The 19,520-nt window shown below is 45.5% G+C and carries 14 protein-coding genes, 1 tRNA gene and 2 pseudogenes; 4 read left to right on the top strand and 13 right to left on the bottom strand.

Going from position 1 to position 19,520, the window contains the following annotated elements; translation table 11 throughout:
• Positions 1–272: 272 nt before the first annotated feature.
• The 3 genes from ACWXW9_RS07740 (at position 273) to ACWXW9_RS07730 (ending at position 2,746) form a co-directional block, all read left to right on the top strand.
• Positions 273–863 carry a TetR/AcrR family transcriptional regulator gene (locus ACWXW9_RS07740; RefSeq protein ID WP_494928919.1) on the top strand — a complete coding sequence of 197 codons (591 nt, stop codon included), beginning with the start codon at positions 273–275 and terminating at the stop codon, positions 861–863.
• Positions 864–974: 111 nt separating this feature from the next.
• Positions 975–2,093: a hypothetical protein gene (locus ACWXW9_RS07735; protein WP_494928918.1), complete on the top strand. Its 1,119-nt coding sequence runs from the start codon at positions 975–977 to the stop codon at positions 2,091–2,093.
• Positions 2,094–2,362: 269 nt separating this feature from the next.
• The gene (locus ACWXW9_RS07730) at positions 2,363–2,746 is read left to right on the top strand and encodes a hypothetical protein (RefSeq protein WP_494928917.1); all 384 of its coding nucleotides are present in this window, start codon (positions 2,363–2,365) and stop codon (positions 2,744–2,746) included.
• A gap of 614 nt (positions 2,747–3,360) precedes the next feature.
• Here ACWXW9_RS07730 and ACWXW9_RS07725 read toward each other — a convergent pair.
• The 4 genes and pseudogenes from ACWXW9_RS07725 to ACWXW9_RS07710 form a co-directional block, all read right to left on the bottom strand.
• Positions 3,361–5,148 carry a GmrSD restriction endonuclease domain-containing protein gene (locus tag ACWXW9_RS07725; protein WP_494928916.1) on the bottom strand — a complete coding sequence of 596 codons (1,788 nt, stop codon included), beginning with the start codon at positions 5,146–5,148 and terminating at the stop codon, positions 3,361–3,363.
• A 308-nt stretch (positions 5,149–5,456) separates the two neighbouring features.
• Positions 5,457–5,726, bottom strand: a complete 270-nt coding sequence (locus ACWXW9_RS07720) for an IS3 family transposase (RefSeq protein WP_494928915.1) — start codon at positions 5,724–5,726, stop codon at positions 5,457–5,459.
• A gap of 187 nt (positions 5,727–5,913) precedes the next feature.
• Positions 5,914–6,060: pseudogene (locus ACWXW9_RS07715) on the bottom strand (YolD-like family protein); the annotation flags it as partial.
• A gap of 85 nt (positions 6,061–6,145) precedes the next feature.
• A pseudogene (locus ACWXW9_RS07710) lies at positions 6,146–7,098 on the bottom strand (IS30 family transposase).
• Between the two features lie 856 nt (positions 7,099–7,954).
• Between ACWXW9_RS07710 and abc-f the strand changes: the two are divergent.
• Positions 7,955–9,442: a ribosomal protection-like ABC-F family protein gene (gene abc-f / locus ACWXW9_RS07705; protein ID WP_494928914.1), complete on the top strand. Its 1,488-nt coding sequence runs from the start codon at positions 7,955–7,957 to the stop codon at positions 9,440–9,442.
• A 573-nt stretch (positions 9,443–10,015) separates the two neighbouring features.
• Here abc-f and ACWXW9_RS07700 read toward each other — a convergent pair.
• The 9 genes from ACWXW9_RS07700 to pyrR all read right to left on the bottom strand — a co-directional run bounded on the left by ACWXW9_RS07700 (position 10,016) and on the right by pyrR (position 19,340).
• Positions 10,016–10,089: transfer RNA gene (locus ACWXW9_RS07700), tRNA-Ile, on the bottom strand.
• Positions 10,090–10,216: 127 nt separating this feature from the next.
• Positions 10,217–10,381 (bottom strand): hypothetical protein, encoded by a 165-nt coding sequence (locus ACWXW9_RS07695; RefSeq protein WP_014282411.1) that lies wholly within the window; start codon positions 10,379–10,381, stop codon positions 10,217–10,219.
• Between the two features lie 139 nt (positions 10,382–10,520).
• Entirely contained in the window at positions 10,521–11,162 is a 642-nt protein-coding gene (gene pyrE, locus ACWXW9_RS07690) for an orotate phosphoribosyltransferase (protein ID WP_044648414.1), read from the bottom strand.
• Entirely contained in the window at positions 11,159–11,896 is a 738-nt protein-coding gene (gene pyrF / locus ACWXW9_RS07685) for an orotidine-5'-phosphate decarboxylase (RefSeq protein ID WP_494928913.1), read from the bottom strand. The genes pyrE and pyrF overlap by 4 nt, the downstream gene beginning before the upstream one ends.
• A 122-nt stretch (positions 11,897–12,018) precedes the next feature.
• Entirely contained in the window at positions 12,019–15,237 is a 3,219-nt protein-coding gene (gene carB, locus ACWXW9_RS07680) for a carbamoyl-phosphate synthase large subunit (RefSeq protein WP_494928912.1), read from the bottom strand.
• Between the two features lies 1 nt (position 15,238).
• Positions 15,239–16,375, bottom strand: coding sequence for a carbamoyl phosphate synthase small subunit (locus ACWXW9_RS07675; RefSeq protein ID WP_044648411.1), 1,137 nt, complete (start codon positions 16,373–16,375; stop codon positions 15,239–15,241).
• A gap of 61 nt (positions 16,376–16,436) precedes the next feature.
• Positions 16,437–17,759: a dihydroorotase gene (gene pyrC / locus ACWXW9_RS07670; protein ID WP_494928911.1), complete on the bottom strand. Its 1,323-nt coding sequence runs from the start codon at positions 17,757–17,759 to the stop codon at positions 16,437–16,439.
• 103 nt (positions 17,760–17,862) lie between these two features.
• A complete protein-coding gene (locus tag ACWXW9_RS07665) occupies positions 17,863–18,777 on the bottom strand; it encodes an aspartate carbamoyltransferase catalytic subunit (RefSeq protein WP_025684627.1) in 915 nt (304 codons plus the stop codon).
• Positions 18,774–19,340 (bottom strand): bifunctional pyr operon transcriptional regulator/uracil phosphoribosyltransferase PyrR, encoded by a 567-nt coding sequence (gene pyrR, locus ACWXW9_RS07660; RefSeq protein ID WP_192511859.1) that lies wholly within the window; start codon positions 19,338–19,340, stop codon positions 18,774–18,776. The genes ACWXW9_RS07665 and pyrR overlap by 4 nt, the downstream gene beginning before the upstream one ends.
• Positions 19,341–19,520 lie beyond the last annotated feature (180 nt).

Below are 19,520 nucleotides of genomic sequence, written 5' to 3'. Positions count from 1 at the left end.
GCTATGTTATCATGATGTAAAAGCTTTACATGATGCATTCCGATAAAATGCACATAAGCTGAACTTAAAAGTTACTATAGTGCCACTCCGCAGACGGATGGTACTTCCCATCGCCACCGCCCCCGGATTTCTTGAATTAAGCCTATGATCAGGGGAGAAATCCGGGGACAAAAGCGACCGCTTCGCTTGTACAGCACCATTCCGCCTACTCCGTTTTCCTTGTACCTTTTTTAGTTCATTGATATTGTTATTTTCATCAGGAGGTATGGAACATGAAAATACAGAAAAACGAAGATGATCCCCGGGTAAAAAGAACACGCCAATTGCTCAAAGACGCTTTTATTTCTCCCGTTCAAGAAAAAGATTTTGAATCCATCACCATACGCGATATTACAGAGAAAGCCACCGTTAATAGAGCGACCTTTTATGCGCATTTTACTGATAAATATGAAATCCTCGAAGCTACTATTACGGGAACACTAATGACTTCCATAGCAGACAGAATCAGCGGGCGAACCTTGTTAAATGCCGAAACGATACAGTGTATCTTCCTGGCTTTATGTGATTTTCATAAGGACCTGAGCACGCTTTGCCAGAAAAGTTACCAGTCGCTGGGCACTGTATTGGAAGTTCAAATTAAGCAGCAGATTCAAGCTATTTTATTTTCCCTGCCGGTTGAAGATCAGAGACTTGCCAGCCGGAATGAACAGTTAAAAAGCACAGCCGCCATTATGATAAGCTGGGGGATTTATGGGACAGCTTATAGCTGGAACCACAAGGGAATGCATCTGAGCGCAGATGCATTCGTAGAACAAACGATGCCTTTAGTCATGAACGGGGCTAGAGAGTTACTGGAAGGGTAAGGAACTGACAAGGTATTACATAATCCAGCAATTAAACCGATAATATTGTTATACGAGATGAAATAAGCAAATCCCCCAACCGATGGGGCACACAAAGAGGTTACACTACATATGTCCAAAAAATTTTTGCCTATTCTTTTACTTTCATTAGCGTTATCTGCGTGTGGTCAAGGAAATTCAAATTCAGATGTCGCTACCACCAGTACTGCCGAATCAAAGGAAACAAGTACTCCCGTAGTAACTACAGCAGCCGACTCTCTTCAATTTAAAACCTATAACGGGGAGGGGGTTTCATTCGATTATCCTTCAACCTGGAACGAATATGATGTCAGCAATTACAACCAACCTACTATTAAAGCTTCTTTTGTTGATCCAGCCCCCAAGGTTCAGTTTGCCGACAATATCAACATTACTGTTCAGGACGGGGTTACAACGGCCAAAGTAGCAGCGGACTCTGCAGTTGCATATTACAAACAAGATACCACCAACATGAAAGATTTTAAAACCAAGGGATATGAAAGTAGTCCAAATTTTAATAATACCGCAGGAATTTTGGAAGTTGAGTACACTCAGCCCCAATCTGGAGTAGCTGTGGTGCTGACACAATACATTGTTCCACAGAATCAAAAGCTTTACACTGTGTCCTTGTCTCTTTCCAAAGATTCATATTATAGCATTGGTAAAGAAACGGTCGATCAGATGGTAAACTCTCTGAAAATAGATGCTGTTTCTCAAGCAAACGCCCCTGCTTCTTCGGTAACACAAAATACGAAAACAGCGGATGCCATGTCTAATATCATTCCTAATCTGGTTGAAAATGAAAGCCTTGATGAAAAAACTTATCAATACATTGTCGAGCATCATGAGCTGTTCCCGGCTGTAACACCTGCAACAAAAAATGCCGCTAAAGCTGCTGTGGATTCAAAAATTACAACACGCCATCTGTTTAAAAACATTACACCTTATTTGAATAAAATGGTGAAGGTAAGTGGACAGGTAGTTCAGGTACAAGAAGAGGAAACAGACATTGGAACCATTGCTAATGTGCATATTATGGATGACAATGGAAACTCCATCATCGGCATATATATGGGATCTACCGGAGACATTCTTGACGGTGATCGTGTTACTCTAAGAGGAGTACCCTCATTATCTTATTCTTTTCAGAATGTGGGCGGCGGTACAACCCTCGCCATTATGTTGACTGTATCTACAATTCAAAAGAACTAATGATAAAGTTCCTTCGAGTTTTCTCGGAGGAACTTTTTATATAGAGTTAAATCCATAGCAACTACAGAAGAAATCCCCACCTAGCTCTTTCTCTTCCTTTGTGTGAATTCTTCTTAGCATATTTTATATGTTTTAAATTTTTTATAATTTCATAGGTCTTTAGTATGATTTGATTGTATTATTTTGACAAAGTTTGTCGAATGTAATGAAATCGATAAATTAACATGGTATATTTTAGGCGCTCAAATAATGCATTAGGAGGAATTTATATGAATACCAAAAAAATGTTATTAACAACGGCATTGTCATTGGGACTTCTTGGCAGTATTATCGTCCCTAGCGCATCTGCATCAGAAAGTAATACATATAGTCATGTTCAAACCAGCAACTTCCGCCTTCTGGGTGTGGGTCCTTCTCCCGAAATTACACCCATTGTAGAAGTTAACGGCGTATACTACAGAACTGCTAAGCTGCCGAGAAATTACTCCTATGCGTTGTCTAATTACCCAGGAGATACTTATAAAGTGGCAAGTGGAAATGTAACAGTCTCCACTTCTGGCTTGCTACAAACCTATTCTGCAACAAATGGAAGAGTTGAAATCTACGGCGGTACCGGTAAATTAAGAATGGTATACACCATTAAGGTGTCCTAAGTATGTAATAAGAGTGACTTCGGAACGTGAAGTTAACAATTAGCATGAAAATGATGACTTGCTGATGAGTTTCTTAGGCGCTTTAAGCAACTAAATGATCATCAAAAAGGCACCGCCGTTTATTCTGGCAGTGCTTTTTTTGGATATTTAATTCTAAATCAAACTCTCCTACTCTCTTCATATAGGCAGTAATTATCTTGCATTATCCTTGCATCTTTATATAATTCCAGTTTTCTAGATTATATAGTATATTCTAATATATTAATGCACCATGTTGCTTTGTTTTTCATTAGTTCAGCCTAGCCGTGTACACTAAGACAATATTAACTCCATAAAATCATCTTTTAATTCCATGTTAGAAATTCATCTCAGTTGGCGGAACATAAATAGACGTCTCCCGAATTTTACGAAAACATCATAAGTTTAAGATTATCTAGCTTTTGTAAATCAAACAATAAAGAACTAGAGATAGCCATCCCCCTGATCAAAAATCGATCGAGACAATTCTAGTTGAAAAACCAATCTTTCATACCTTATTCTGTTTATCTGAGTAATTAAAATAAGATCGGTGATTTCGTCGATCTGGCTACCAGCGTAAAACTTATATTTTAATCTTATAAGCGATTAAATCTATTAAAAAAACTTGGATAATCAATAGGTTGCACTTCATCAACGTTTGCTCCGTGCCTTGTATAATATTTACTATTATATATCATAGCGGTCTGACCAGATTGTACAGAAAAAATAACAATATCTTTGTTAAAATAATCAATAACCCTAACATTACGCATTATTATATCCTTAGCTTCTTCTGTGATAGGTTGTTTCTTTATTTCCTGAATAATCCATCTATAGAAAGAGTCTAAGTCTTTTTTTAGAACTTTAGCTTCGTGTCCAATTCCCGTTATATTAAATCCTCTATAGTTCACAGGCTCAATACCATATATCTCTTTTACTCTTTGAGAATCAGCACTATTATCAGAGACACCTACGCATATATAACCAACAGCACGAGGTCCGTTATTAGCCATCGACGTGAGGGTTTTTATGATTTTCGAAAAATTAGATTCATCAAAAGCTTTCGAACCATCTAGCTTGGTAAATCCCTGTTTAAAATCATATAGTGTTTGTTCAGTTTTAGATTGCATAAGCAATGATTCAAATTCAGTAATCCATTTATGACTTGTCGGATTAGTTGTAGTACGATCCTTAAAACAAACTTCTAAGATTCCAGAAATTGCATTTATATTATCATTTTTATTTGATGCGCTCCAATTTCCACCTTCTGGTATTTTTATATGCGAAGCAATACCATCTAGTTTTTTTTCCAATTCAGTATAACTAATTATTTGTTTATTTTCTTTTATCAACAATTTATGGAAAGATAAAAAAATCACTTGAAAATATCTTGGCAATCTTTGAGCAGGATCACCGAAGACCAACTCTCTAAAGTTGTTTGCACTTATACTAAGAACGGCTCTTATTTCATCATAAATATTTATAAATTGCCGTTCTAAATTATCAGTACCGTACTTTTTAAGTTGTAATTCTAATTCAAATGATCTATCACTTTCTTTTAATCCATAATATTGATCAGAGATCACAGAACTGGAGGGGGGAATTTCAGAGAAGGCCATAGCAGCCAAAATATCAGAGATAAGTTCCTCGTCCCGAGCCTCTCTTACCATTTCTTTAGTAAGAACATTGTTTTTTACCCAAAAAATATCTTCAACAGGTATTCCATACTCCAAACCAGTACTAGTAATACTTATTTCCTTCATTTTATTCAAGTTAAGGATATTTCCTGATGAAACGTCCGTTCTTATTTCAGCTGCTAATCTTCTTACTAAATCATTAAATATCCCAAGAGTTCCAGCAGATCTCAATTCTTGTCTAGACAAATGTTTACCGTAGCTATTAATTCTAATAAATATCTCATCAACTTTTCTTTCATCGTTAAACGAATATACAGATAACGGTAATACGTAACTTGCAAAGGCCTCACATATTTCTCTTTCAAGAACTGGCTCTTTTTGTTCCAAAATTCCTTTATCTAGCAATGAGTTTGATTCTACCATTGTCTCAAGATCAAAATACTTATTTTCATAAGTAAATTCCCCTTCAATAAAAGACATTGTTGCGTTAAGTCTTTGCATACCATCAATAATTTCAAAAACAGATACATGATCGTGAACTGAGTCTGCAAGAAGTAACAAGGGAACTGGATATCCTTTAATTATCGAATCAATAAACTTTTTCTTTTCATCAACAGTCCATATTAATTTCCTCTGGTATCTTCGATTCACAATAAATAGCTCATTTTGATAAAAATTATAAAGTCTCTGAATAGTTTCACTACGTATTGATAACTCGCGTTGAGTTGAAGGTAATTTTTTTTCCATTTGGTCACCTTTCTTTTCTAATGAGGATTTATTGGTAAAAAAATATTACTACGAGATTGTATAGGAATAATTTTTTAAAAGTAACTTGATCTCAGACGATTTTCGACACACTTTCTCAATCTGAATTTTTAAAACCTAATATACTTTAATTTTTAATATTTGTATTAATATGGTCGACTTGCAAACAGCCATTTCACTGTTTAAAGTCCTTGAGAAATTGCTTTTTAAAAGGTGAATTTTGCAAGTTCTTTTTTGTACTACTATTAATATAATGGACACCAGAAGTAAGAATTCCAAGCGGATTTCCGTTACAAATGTTCGTATTGATTTGGAGATACGTAACCCAGCGATGAGTCGATTCGTTTTCCATTATAAAAGCAGGTAATATATTCGGAAATCTGCTGCTTCGTCTCACGACGGGTTTTCCCATAAAGGCCGAGTGAATCTAGAAAATTCACAAAATGCACTGGAATAGCTTCTTCCTTTGTTTTTGGCGCTCTCCCTGAATCGTTCGGTTTTGTACCCATCTGTAATACAAACTTCGTAAAACAACGAAATAACAACGCCTCTTTGAACACGACACCAGAAGTTGTGATCGTATATTGCCTCTTCTTCTTAAAACTCCTTTTTAGGTATTTAGTTGTAGGATAAATATACCACAGTAGTTTTCCAAATTCTACTTATTTATGACAAAAACCTTTAGAATGTCCCAGGGCCTCCAAAAATATTTTGTTTTTGCTCGTTATATGAAACAATGAACGCCTACTCGATCTGCTCCATCTCCTGTTCGTCCAATATAGGCTTCCCTCGTCTCTGTTGTTCTTTCATTAACCTTAAATACACCTCTTTGTGCTCTGGGGATATTAATTTGGAGCTTTCAAATAGACCGTTGCCCTCTAGCTTTTTCCCCAATGTAAACTCCACTTTGATGGATTATGTACAAATCACAAAGAGGAACATTCATTCCTAACAAGACTCTTTTTTATATGACGGATTGTCAAGCCAAGTGCGACAGTTCCTGTGTGAAAGATTCGTGAGCGGTTTTCCACCCCAGACATTTTGGGGGCGATGGTTGATTAAATCAAGCGAACGCTCCAATGCCACATCGGATACTTGGGCAAAGTCCGTACCTTTGGGAAAGAACTCTCGAAGCAAGCCGTTCGCATTCTCATTCGACCCTCTTTGCCAGGAAGAGTATGGGTCAGCAAAGTAGATCTGCACGTCATGTGTGGTTTCCAGGTTTGCATAACAGGCGAATTCTTTGCCTCGATCTGTAGTTGCGGTTTGAAACGCCCCAGCAGGGTACTGAGAAGCCCCTACGCCAAAGGCAATCTCCATCGACAATGCCGTGCGATCAGGCATTTGAATCGCGGTGTACAGACGAGTTTTCCGTTCAATGAAGGTCGCCACGCAGCCTTTGCTTTTCCCACGACCAGACACCACCGTATCTAGCTCCCAGTGTCCAAAGGTGTCCCGGGAACGCACCTCCTTGGGGCGTTCGGAAATCGACTTACCCACGGCAAACTTCCCTCGTTTTTCAGCGGGCTGCTGCCGTTTTCCTTTGTGCCGTAGCACCTTCACGTCCGCTGGCCAGGCGGCCTGCATAGAGCCAGCGATAGATGGTTTTGCAGCACACCGCGGGCTGGCCTTCTGTTCTAAAACGCTCCACGATTTGCTCAGGTGACCAAGTCGCATGCAACTTCTCTTCGAGCTCTACCGCTTGTTCCTCTGCCCATTTGCCTTGAGTACAGAGGCTCTACGGCGCTGCTCGTAAGCATGTTGGGAGCGCTGTGCATTGTAGGACGCTAGCTCAGCATTCCGACGGATTTCTCGGCAAATGGTCGCATGATGTCGATCCAGCTCCTCAGCGATGTCTCTTGAACTTTTCCCCTGCTGATGCAGGATTTCTAGCTTGCTTCGTTCGATTATGCTAAGATGTGTGTAGCTCATGGTGGATTCTCCTTGTGTGAATGTGGGTGTAGGAACTTTCATTCTACACGAATCCGGCCATGGGTCCTTTTTATTTATTTCCAGCAGGTGTCGCACTTCATATTACAATCCGTCATATATAGGGTTCATATTGATCCATCGAAATAAACATTATGTAATGAAAGCTCAATAACCCAACTTTCCAATATAAGCCAAGTTATTGAATTCCTACGGCCATATCCAAACCTTCAAGTATTTCTTTCCGGCGTTGGCTGTGAAGCAATAGCAGCAGAAATAACCTCAGTCAATTCTTCAACCGGTCTGGTCAGATCCAGTTGTATATCCAATGTGGATTTTATCTTTGCCACGGGTTTCGTCACCTCCTCAAAACGTAAAATAAGCCCCTGATTTATCAGAGGCTTTCATACTTATATCTTAAATTAGTTCTGTTGCTATAACGCTACGGATTTTAAAAACCCATATGTTATTAACCTAATACGAACGAGCAAGATAGTTGAATAACAGTAATCAATCTAAGGAGCATGGTCGACCTACGCGAGGCATCAGCCTAAAACGGGACTACGCAGGTTGTAGTTAAATTACTATTGTGATAAACTGAATGTAATTTGATGACGGGAGTTGAACGGATACATGTAGAACTTTCTTGCTTTGAGATCACGAAAAGAACGGACTCAGCGATCGGCTGTGGTCGTTTTATTTCATCTCTGCAAGAAAGGTCTGCGTTTCGTTTGCGCTCCCTCTCCGGACAGTCATACGGCCCCTTGGAATGGGGCCGTATTTCCTCGTATGGATTAGAGCCGCAAGATAGCACCTTTCTTGCGGCTCTTTTTTATTTCCAAACGAAAGGATGATTGCCATGCCCGCCATTCAGGTGACCAATCTTACTTTTTCCTATCCAGGCAGCTATGACCCCATATTCGAAAATGTTCATTTTCAAATTGATACAGACTGGAAGTTGGGCTTTACGGGGCGAAACGGTCGGGGGAAAACGACGTTCTTAAACCTGCTTCAGGGGAAGTACGAATACAGCGGTACGATCTCCACACCAGTCGCCTTTGATTATTTTCCGTTTCCCGTCGAACACCCGGAGTATTTGACCTTAGACGTCGTCGAAGAGATCGTGCCAAGCTATGAGAGCTGGAAGTTGATGCGCGAACTGAACCTGCTTAAGGTTTCAGAAGACGTGTTGTACCGGCCATTCGAATCGCTGTCCCAAGGAGAACAGACGAAGGTACTGCTGGCCGTGCTATTCATCCAAGACAATCGATTTCTGCTCATCGACGAGCCGACTAATCATCTTGACTTGCACGCACGCAAGCTTGTCGCCGATTATCTGAATACGAAGCGCGGTTTTATTCTTGTTTCACACGACCGGGCTTTTCTCGACCGCTGCGTGGATCATATTCTATCGATCAACAAAACGAATATCGAAATCCAAAAAGGCAACTTCTCCAGCTGGTGGACGAACAAAACTCGCCAAGATACGTTCGAAATGGCACAAAACGAAAAGCTGTACAAAGACATACAGCGTTTATCAGCTTCTGCTAAACGTACTAGCGGCTGGTCTTTCGAGACCGAAAAAACGAAAAACGGCACACGAAATTCCGGCTCCAAGCTTGACAAGGGTTACGTCGGGCATAAGGCAGCAAAAATGATGAAGCGCTCGAAATCCATCGAACAGCGGCAACACTCTGCTTTAGAGGAAAAATCGAAACTGCTCCGAAATATCGAACAGTCAGAAAGCCTTGCGATCTCTCAGCTCGTGTATTCCAAATCGGAACTGGCGATGCTGGATCACGTCACGATTTACTACGGGGAAAGAGCGGTTTGCAAGAACGTTTGTCTGACGATCGAACCAGGAGATCGGATTGCAATTTCAGGTCCAAATGGTTCAGGTAAGTCTAGCTTGCTCCGCCTGCTCAACGATGAGGCGCTACACTATACAGGTACGTTTCAGCGGGAGCCGCAGCTTCGCGTTTCCTATGTATCCCAGAATACTTCTCATCTGCGAGGAACGCTTTCCGATTATGCAGCAGAGCACAGAATTGACGAAAGCTTATTTAAGGCCGTGTTGCGTAAGCTAGATTTCGCCCGCATCCAGTTTGAGAAGGATATATCGGCGTTTAGCGGCGGGCAGAAGAAGAAGGTTCTGATCGCGAGAAGCCTATGTGAGGAGGCTCATCTGCATATTTGGGACGAACCGCTCAACTTTGTCGACGTGATTTCCCGGATGCAAATTGAGGAGCTGCTGCTTGAGTACACGCCGACCATTGCATTCGTGGAGCATGATCGGGAATTTCATGACCGTGTCGCCACGAAAACGATTGAACTCGGTGGGGATTAGAATTTTACAAAGTGACTTGGAGTAAGACATGATTTCAACGACAGAAAGCTTTGCACAACAACTTTTATGAAAAGGGCAGAGTTTGAACTAAAGGGACACGATAGTTCAATACTTATCTTAACTTATAAAAACAAAAGCCCTCCATATTAAGAGGGCTTTTGTTTTTATCAATATATCTCGTGGGATGTGGGAAGATAATTGGATGATTTCAGAAGACATTTATGTAGAAGCTCATAAGCCATTTAAAAAAGCAGATCTCGTTATTAGTGGAACTTTATAAATTTCTTATTTAATTGCATTTTGGGCAACATGGATATCTGGTGAAATTCAATTAGTAGACCATGATCAATTACGTTGGGTCAGCAAAGAAACAATACTCCAATATGATTTCTTACCTGCAGATTTACCATTTGTCACACAACTTAGTAAAGGTGATAAACTACGAAAAAAAATTCACGTTTGCAAATACGTTCGCAAATTATAATCAGCCCCTTTCAAATGCTACTTTCCTCCATTTTCTCAACCTTTATAAACAACAAAAAAACCCTTGCTAGGCAAGGGTTTTTGAGGAAATGGGCCCTGAGGGACTCGAACCCCCGACCAATCGGTTATGAGCCGACCGCTCTAACCAACTGAGCTAAGGGCCCTCAAAAAAATATGTATATTCACGCTACATTTACATAAAACAGCGGCGTTAATTAATATACAACATTTTCTTGTGTTTCGTCAATAGTTTGGCGAAAATTTTTTACTTTTTAATTTGTTTTTATGAATTTAAGGAATAAACCGGACGCCATAACGTCCTTTACGCGAGCGGTACACCTCCACTGCGCGGGGATCGTTGTAGCCGTACATCCAGCCGTCGTGTTCCAGCCTTTTTGCCAGGCACCCTGCCTGAAATTTGGTCGTGTACAGTCTGCCGTAGTAAATCCAATACATCCAAACTCCCTCTTTTCACATGATGGTAGAAGTTAGTGTAACCGGATCGAATTCGAAATACACGGCCTGCATCATAACAATCTGCAGCGAGTATGAGTCACTTTAATAAATGGCCCCGTTACACTTTATATGCTAAGCCTTATTTGCCAAAGGAGGCCGGGTCCTGACGCCACGAACGCAGCAGCTCCAGTTCTTCCTCCTGAATCGTTCCCTCACGCAAGGCAACGTCCATCAGGGCCGTGTAATTGGACAAGCTTTGCAGCTTCACACCTGCTTCTGCAAAGGCTTGAGTCGCTTTATCAAGCTGGTAGCTGAAAATAGCGAGTACAGCTAACGGCTGGGCACCTGCTTGCTCTACAGCCTGCGCTGCTTTGATGGAGCTGCCACCAGTCGAGATGAGATCCTCGATAACAATAACCTTTTGTCCCTCACTAATCCGACCTTCGATTTGGTTCTCTTTGCCGTGTCCTTTGGCTTTGTCTCTTACATATGCCATCGGCAGATTAAGCTTTTGCGCCACCCAGGCAGCATGAGGAATCCCCGCTGTAGCCGTGCCTGCAATGACTTCGGTTTCAGGGTATTGCTCACGGATCACAGCAGCGAACGAATCAGCGATCAGCTCGCGCACCTCCGGGTAGGACATGGTCAGGCGATTGTCACAGTAGATAGGCGATTTAATGCCGGATGTCCATGTAAAAGGCTGCTGCGGACGCAGCGCTACCGCCTGAATACGTAACAGATGTGATGCAATTTGCTCGGGTATATTATTTAATGTAGTCATACTTGGTTCATCTCCTCAATAATGTGCTCCGCTGCGGCACGTGGGTCTGATGCAGCCGTAATGGGCCGTCCAACGACGATGTAGCTACTGCCTTGGGCGATGGCTTGTCCGGGTGTCACTACACGTGACTGGTCGCCTGTAGCGCTTCCTGCCGGACGTATACCGGGGGTAATCGTTTTGAAGTCAGGTCCGCATACAGCACGGATCGCAGGCACTTCCAATGGGGATGCCACTACTCCGTCCAGTCCCGCCTCACGGGTCAGTTGTGCATATCGAACGACCACATCCTGTACTGTACCGGGAATGCCTATCTCCTTATTCATGGTTGTCTGGTCCGTACTGGTCAACTGTGTAACAGCTATAATGAGCGGCATGGTAAGCGAGCTGTCTGCGGAAACTGCGGCTTCGGCTCCGGCCTTGGCGGCTGCCATCATATTTCTGCCTCCGGCAGCGTGTACGTTGAACATATCCACACCCAGGCGGGTGATGCTCTCCGCACCTCCCCGTACGGTGTTGGGAATATCATGCATTTTCAAATCCAGAAATACGGAGTATCCTCTCGACTTTAGCTGCTCTACAAAAGCTGGCCCTGCGCTATAAAACAACTGCATGCCTACTTTTATATAACAGGGAATACCCTCCAGCTGTTGAATGAGCCGCTCCGCCTGCTGCGCATCCGGATAATCTAACGCGACCATCAACCGTCCTGCCATCTGCTGAAATGCTTTGTTCACCGTCCTGCATCCCCTTTTCACGTCAATTCGGGTAATTTGCCCGTGATAAAGGACATCCGTCAGCCAAAGCTGATGAATGTCCCTTCCTGTACTACTTATTTTCATCCTCTATTCGTATCGTGTTAGTGGCTCAGAACCGGCATGGATTCGGATGTAAAGTTAATCGTCTCCAGCATTCTCAGCAAAGCGCGTACGGTATCCAGCGAGGTCATGCAGACGATCCCGTTCTCAACCGCTTCACGGCGGATGCGGAATCCGTCACGCTCTGGCGTTTTCCCCTTGGTCAGCGTATTGAAGACGAAGTTGGCTTCACCTGTGCGGATCATATCCAGGATGTTCGGGGTTCCCTCGCTCAGCTTATTGATCGTCTTCACTGGAATGTTAGCCTGCTCCAGCGCAGCCGCCGTTCCACCTGTTGCAATAATTTTGTAGCCCAGTCTGTAAAAGCCCTGCATCAACTCGACTGCTTCTTCTTTGTCCTTATCCGCCACCGTGATGATGATCGCTCCGGTAGATGGGATTTTCATACCAGCACCCACGAGTCCTTTGTACAGCGCTTTGGCGTACTGAATGTCGCGTCCCATCACTTCACCCGTCGATTTCATTTCCGGCCCCAGGGTCGGCTCTACACGGCGCAGCTTGGCAAAAGAGAATACCGGAACCTTGACCGAGACATAATTACTTTCAGGCCATAGCCCTTCTGTATAGCCCGCATCCTTGAGCTTGCCGCCCAAAATGGCCTGTGTCGCCAGATTCGCCATCGGGATATTCGTGACTTTGCTCAGGAAAGGAACCGTCCGCGAGGAACGCGGGTTGACCTCGATCACATACACCTCATCTTGATGAATGACGAACTGGATGTTCACCAGACCAATCGTTTTCAATTCCTTGGCGATGCTGATCGTGATTTCCACGATTTTTTGCTTCAACAAGTCGGACAAGTGCTGCGGCGGATACACCGCGATAGAGTCACCTGAGTGAACCCCAGCCCGTTCCACATGCTCCATAATGCCCGGCACCAGTACCGTATCGCCGTCACAGATGGCGTCAACCTCAACTTCTTTGCCCAGCATGTAACGGTCGATCAGCACCGGGTGTTCAGGGTTGATTTTAACGGCTTCTTCCATGTAGCGCAGCAATTCCGCATCGGAGTATACAATCTCCATCGCCCGTCCGCCGAGGACGTAGGATGGACGCACCAGCACCGGGTAGCCCAGCGCCTGCGCAGTTCCTACCGCTTCATCTACCGAGATGACCGTGTTGCCTTTAGGCTGTGCAATAGCCAGACGTGACAGCAACCGCTCAAACTTTTTCCGATCTTCCGCTTCGTCGATACTTTCCAGACTCGTACCCAAAATGTTCACGCCTGCCGCACTAAGAGGAGCTGCAAGATTAATGGCCGTTTGACCGCCGAACTGGACGATAACGCCAATCGGTTTTTCCTGCTCGATGACATTCATAACGTCCTCGAAGAAAAGCGGCTCAAAGTAGAGACGGTCGGATGTGTTAAAGTCCGTAGATACCGTTTCTGGGTTGTTATTGATAATTACTGCTTCGTAGCCTGCTTTTTGAATGGCCCATACCGCATGTACGGTGGAGTAATCAAATTCAATCCCTTGCCCGATCCGAATCGGCCCGGAGCCGAGTACGATGACTTTCTCTTTATTGGATGGAATCACTTCGTTTTCCACCTCATAAGAGGAGTAGTAGTACGGCGTTGTAGCTTCAAACTCGGCTGCGCATGTATCTACCATTTTATAGACAGGGCGCAGGTTGTGACTCAGACGGAACTCACGTACCTCGCGCTCGGTTGTCATGCTGCCACCCGGTTGGCCCAGACTGCGAACCTCGGCGATGGAGCGGTCCGTAAAGCCATTACGTTTGGCCTGATAAAGTGTTTCGTAGGTCAGTTCAGACTCTTTAGCCATTTTAGCTTCAAACTTGACGATTCCCTCTACCTTGTCAAGGAACCACCAGTCAATTTTCGTTAAATCCTGAATTCCCTGCTGCTCCCAGCCACGACGGAATGCCTCAGCTACCAGGAACAAGCGCTCATCATCTGCTTTAATCAGGCGCTCCGTGAGCACCTCATCCGACAGTTGATCGGCTCCCTTAAGATGCAGACGATGTACACCGATTTCCAGCGACCGGACCGCTTTGTGGATGGACTCTTCGAACGTGCGTCCGATAGCCATCACTTCGCCAGTTGCTTTCATTTGCGTGCCCAGCTTGCGGTTGGCAGAGATGAATTTATCGAACGGCCAGCGCGGTATTTTGCTCACGATGTAATCCAGAGTAGGCTCAAAGCAAGCATACGTTTGTCCCGTTACCGGGTTCACGATTTCATCCAGCGTGTAGCCCAGCGCGATTTTGGCAGCCATTTTGGCAATTGGATATCCAGTCGCCTTGGAAGCCAGCGCCGAGGAACGACTCACCCGCGGATTTACTTCAATGACATAGTATTGATAGCTGTGTGGATCAAGTGCAAACTGCACATTACATCCGCCTTCAATGTTGAGGGCGCGGATAATTTTCAGGGAAGCAGAGCGCAGCATCTGGTACTCGCGATCTGACAGCGTCTGACTCGGCGCTACAACGATACTGTCGCCAGTATGTACGCCGACTGGATCAAAGTTTTCCATGTTGCAGACAACGATACAGTTATCATTGCCGTCACGCATGACCTCATACTCGACTTCCTTCATGCCTGCGATGCTTTTTTCCACCAGACATTGTCCAATGGGACTGTAACGCAAGCCAGAGCTTACCGTCTCACGCAGTTCCTCTTCGTTCGCACAGATCCCGCCGCCTGTTCCACCCAGCGTATAAGCCGGACGGACGATAATCGGATAACCGATTTCGTTAGCAAAATCCAGTGATTCCTCCAACGTTGTGACAATGACGCTCTCAGGTACAGGCTGTTCCAGCTCACGCATCAAATCGCGGAACAAGTCACGGTCTTCGGCTTTTTCTATCGAAGTCAGTTGTGTTCCCAGCAGCTTGACGTTTTCACGCTCCAGTACTCCGGCACGAGCCAGCTCCACCGCCATATTCAGTCCTGTTTGTCCTCCCAGTGTAGGAAGCAGGCCATCCGGACGCTCTTGACGGATAATTTGTGTTACAAAATCAAGTGTAATCGGCTCGATGTATACTTTGTCCGCCATGTTCGTGTCCGTCATGATGGTTGCCGGGTTACTGTTGATCAGCACTACCTCGACGCCTTCTTCTTTGAGCGCTTGACAAGCTTGTGTACCAGCATAGTCGAATTCAGCAGCCTGACCAATCACGATAGGGCCGGAACCAATTACGAGTATTTTTTTAAGTTCTGTATTTTTCGGCATATTAGCGCTCTCCTCTCACTGCGGCGGCGATAGCAGCCTGACGCGGTTGCTTTGGATGATTTCTTTTGTGCTCACGGATCATGTCCAGAAAGCGGTCAAACAAGTAGCCGTTATCGTAAGGTCCAGGCGCAGCCTCCGGATGATATTGCACCGAAAACGCGGGATACTTGGTATGCTTAAGACCTTCAATCGTTTTATCGTTGTTATTAATATGCGTCACTTCAAGCTCGGTTCCTTCGATCGAACCCTCATTCACGGTGTAGCCGTGATTTTGTGAAGTGATGAAGCAGCGTCCGCTCTCCAGTTCCTTCACAGGATGGTTACCGCCACGATGACCGAATTTCAGTTTCTCCGTATCCGCTCCCGAAGCTAAGGCAAACAGCTGGTGTCCCAGGCAAATTCCGAAGATCGGATATTCCCCTAGCAGTTCAGCCACCGTGCGTACGGCATGCGGTACGTCTTTGGGATCTCCAGGGCCGTTGGACAACTGAATTCCGTCCGGGTCCAAGCGGCGAATTTCCTCTGCCGTTGTATCATGTGGAACAACAACCACATCACAATCCCGTTTATTCAGCTCGCGCAAGATACCGCTCTTAGCGCCATAGTCAATCAGTACGATCCGCTCCCCGTTGCCAGGGCTACTATACGGATGAGGTGTAGAGGTCAATGGAACCTGATTACGCAGTTCTTCAATCGTCAGGTCAGCCATCATTTCTTTCAGTTCTTCCACAGGCTGAGTGCCTGTCGTCAAAATGCCCTTCATCGTGCCGTGATGGCGAATAATCCGGGTAAGCATGCGGGTGTCGATGTCGCTAATGCCAATGATGCCATATTCCTTCAGCAAATCGTCCACGCTGTATTGGGCACGCCAGTTGCTTGGCACCGGCTCGTAACGTCGAACAGCAAAGCCATGCACATAAGGCCGTACCGACTCGAAGTCATCCCGAGTAATTCCGTAATTGCCAATCAGCGGGTAAGTCATCGTTACGATTTGTCCGCAATAAGAGGGATCGGTCAGTACCTCTTGGTAGCCTGTAATCCCTGTGTTGAAAACGACCTCGCCTGTTTTTTCACCGTCCGCACCAAACGCTGTGCCTGTAAACAGCGTGCCGTCCTGAAGCAACAATCTTGCCTGCATCCCGTCTCACTCCTCTGTATGATTTCCTGCTATAAGGTTCTATTATTTTAGTGTTTTGTATTTATTTCACTTCGTCAGCAGACCATACCAGTCTGCCGTCTACCCAAGTTTTCACTGGCCAGCCTTTAAGTTTCCAGCCTGTAAAAGGAGTGTTCCGTCCTTTGCTGACAAATGTTTGCGGATCAACGGCCTGCTCCTGCTCCAGATCAATCATGGTCAGGTCGGCGGGGGCTCCTTCTTCCAAGCGCCCTGTGTCGAGGCGGAAGACACGCGCCGGGTCAGTCGTCATGCGCCGTACCAGAAAGTCCAGCGTCCATTGTCCGGTAGCTACAAATTTCGTGTACAGCAGCGGAAAAGCTGTTTCAAAGCCAACGATACCGAAAGGTGCCAGTTCCAAGCCTTTTGCCTTCTCTTCTTCGCTGTGTGCCGCATGGTCGGTTACGATGATGTCGATCGTACCGTCCTCCAGTCCCTCGATGCAGGCCTGCACATCACGCGGGGAGCGCAGCGGAGGATTCATTTTCCAATTCGCATCCAGCCCCGGAATGTCTTCATCCGACAATACCAGATGGTGTGGACATACCTCAGCCGTTACCTTGATGCCAAAAGATTTCGCGTGGCGGATCAACCGCACAGACTGCTCTGTGCTGACATGGCATACATGATAGTGTGCCCCGGTTGCCTCGGATAGTAAAATGTCCCGTCCGACGTGAATCGCTTCGGATTCGTTCGGAATGCCTTTAAGTCCGTGACGCTTGGCAAATTCGCCTTCTGTCACCGCTGCTCCTTCAACAAGCGTGTTATCTTCGCAGTGAGCAATAACCGGCATATCCAGCGCTTTGGCCCGCGTCATGGCGTCCTTCATCATTTGGGCGCTTTGCACTCCGACACCGTCGTCAGTAAAACCAATTGCGCCTGCTGCTTTGAGCGCTTCAAAGTCCGTCAGCTCCCGTCCCAGCTCGTTTTTCGTAATGGCTGCGTAAGGAAGTACCTTGGCAAGCCCGGCGTCCTGCCCCTTTTTCAGTACCAGCTGAACCGTATCCGCATTGTCTGTCACCGGGCGTGTGTTCGGCATGCAGGCAATCGTCGTAAATCCACCTTTCACCGCCGCACGGCTGCCCGTTTCAATCGTTTCTTTATATTCAAAGCCAGGTTCTCTCAGATGCACATGCATGTCGATCAAACCGGGAATCACCAGCTTGCCTTGGGCGTCGATTTTTTCGACTTGGCTCTCCTGCTCAGATGTCCCTTCTTCCACGATTAGACTAACTCCAGCGTCCGCATTTACGATTGCTAGGATTTTTCCGTCCGCGATCAGAATAGATTTCAGTTCAGCTTCGCCCTGTTCGTTCAATACGCTTGCGTTCATAATTAATTGGTTCATGTAAAAAGTTCCTCCGCTCAGGTTTTCTGCAACTTTTGCCGCTGCTTGTTATGCTTTGCTTTAACCGTTACCAATGCTAATGCCGCGACCCTGCTGACAGCTTCTACAGCTTCATTGCCCGTTCCATAACCGCCATGCGGATTGGAACCCCGTTTGCCATCTGCGGAAAAATCCGTGATTGTTCGCTTTCCACGACTGCACTGTCGATTTCCACATTCCGGTTCACTGGAGCCGGATGCATAATGATCGTTCCGGGTTTAAGGTTGGCTGCTCTTTGCTCTGTCAAGCCGTACTGCTCGCGATACTCATCCGCTGAGCGCAGCATTCCTTCGGCGTGCCGTTCCAACTGTACCCGAAGCATCATAACTACGTCTGCCTGCAATGCCTCTTGCATCGGTACATAAGGCGCGTGCGCCGCAAGATCAGATGCCTGCATATTGTCCGGCGCACAGAAGCTAACCTGGGCTCCAAATTTTTGCAAGGCCCACAGATTCGATCGAGCCACACGGCTGTGCAGAATGTCTCCAATGATGGATACTCGCAAGCCTTTTAGCTCGCCGAAAGTCTTGCGCATCGTGTACAGATCCAGCAACGCCTGCGTTGGATGCTCGTTGTTGCCATCACCAGCATTTACCAGTGGGACACTGACCTTCTCAGCAAGCTCTTGCAGCACTCCGGCTGGCTTCAGCCGAATGACTCCTGCGTCGATGCCCATCGATTCAAGCGTGCGTACCGTGTCGTAGATGGATTCCCCTTTTTCTACACTGGAGGCCGCAGCGGAAAAGTTCAAAACCTGAGCGCCTAAGCGTTTTTCCGCCATTTCAAAAGAAAAGCGGGTGCGGGTGCTGTTTTCAAAAAACATGTTAGCCGCAAAGCGTGATTGTAGCACTGGAACCAGCTTTTCCGGCTGTGATTCCCAATAATGGGCGCGATCCAGAATGGATTCGATTTCATTTCGGCTAAGTTCTTTTAATCCGAGCAGGCTACGTTCTCTAAGTTGACTGGTTGTTGTAATCATGCCTGTTCCCCCCGGTTCTGATTGATCGTCACTTCGTCCTTACCGTCCGTCTCCTGAAGCGCAACTACGATTTCCTCGGATTTGGAGGTCGGGATGTTCTTGCCGATGTAATCCGGACGAATCGGAAGCTCACGGTGTCCGCGATCTGCCAGCACCGCCAGCTGGATCATTTGCGGTCGTCCGCAGTGCATCAATGCGTCCATCGCCGCGCGAATGGTACGGCCTGTGTACAGCACATCGTCGAAGAGAATGACTTTCTTATCATGAACCGATACGTCAGTAGGATTCATCAAAAGCTCTTTTCCATTTCCCTTGGCTTCGGCATTGTTCCCCCGGTCATCGCGGTAAGCTGTGACATCCAGCTCCCCCCATGGAATCGGAGCGCCCTCAATTTCAGCAATTTTTGCAGCGAGACGCTGCGCCAGATGAACCCCTCGCGTTCGAATGCCTACCAGCACACAATTGTCAATGCCTTTGTTTTTTTCCAAAATTTCATGTGCAATCCGTGTCAAAGCCCGGCGAATCGCAATTTCATCCATCAGTACATGTGTTTCATTACTCATGCTTCCAGCCTCCTCAGGTTATGTTCCCTTCAGACCTGGTCCCGTGTTCGGATACAAAAAAGACTCCTTGCCCAAGTTTGGCAAGGAGTCTCGTATGAACAGTCTTCCACCGTTCTCCGATCTCTCGGATACACTGAAGACATACCGCCGCAGCGGATGCACTGATCAGTGATCCATTCA

Source organism: Paenibacillus sp. LT-B23 (genome assembly GCF_059417685.1).
Note: the sequence above shows the minus strand (reverse complement) of the source record. Positions and strands in the feature narration are given on the sequence as shown.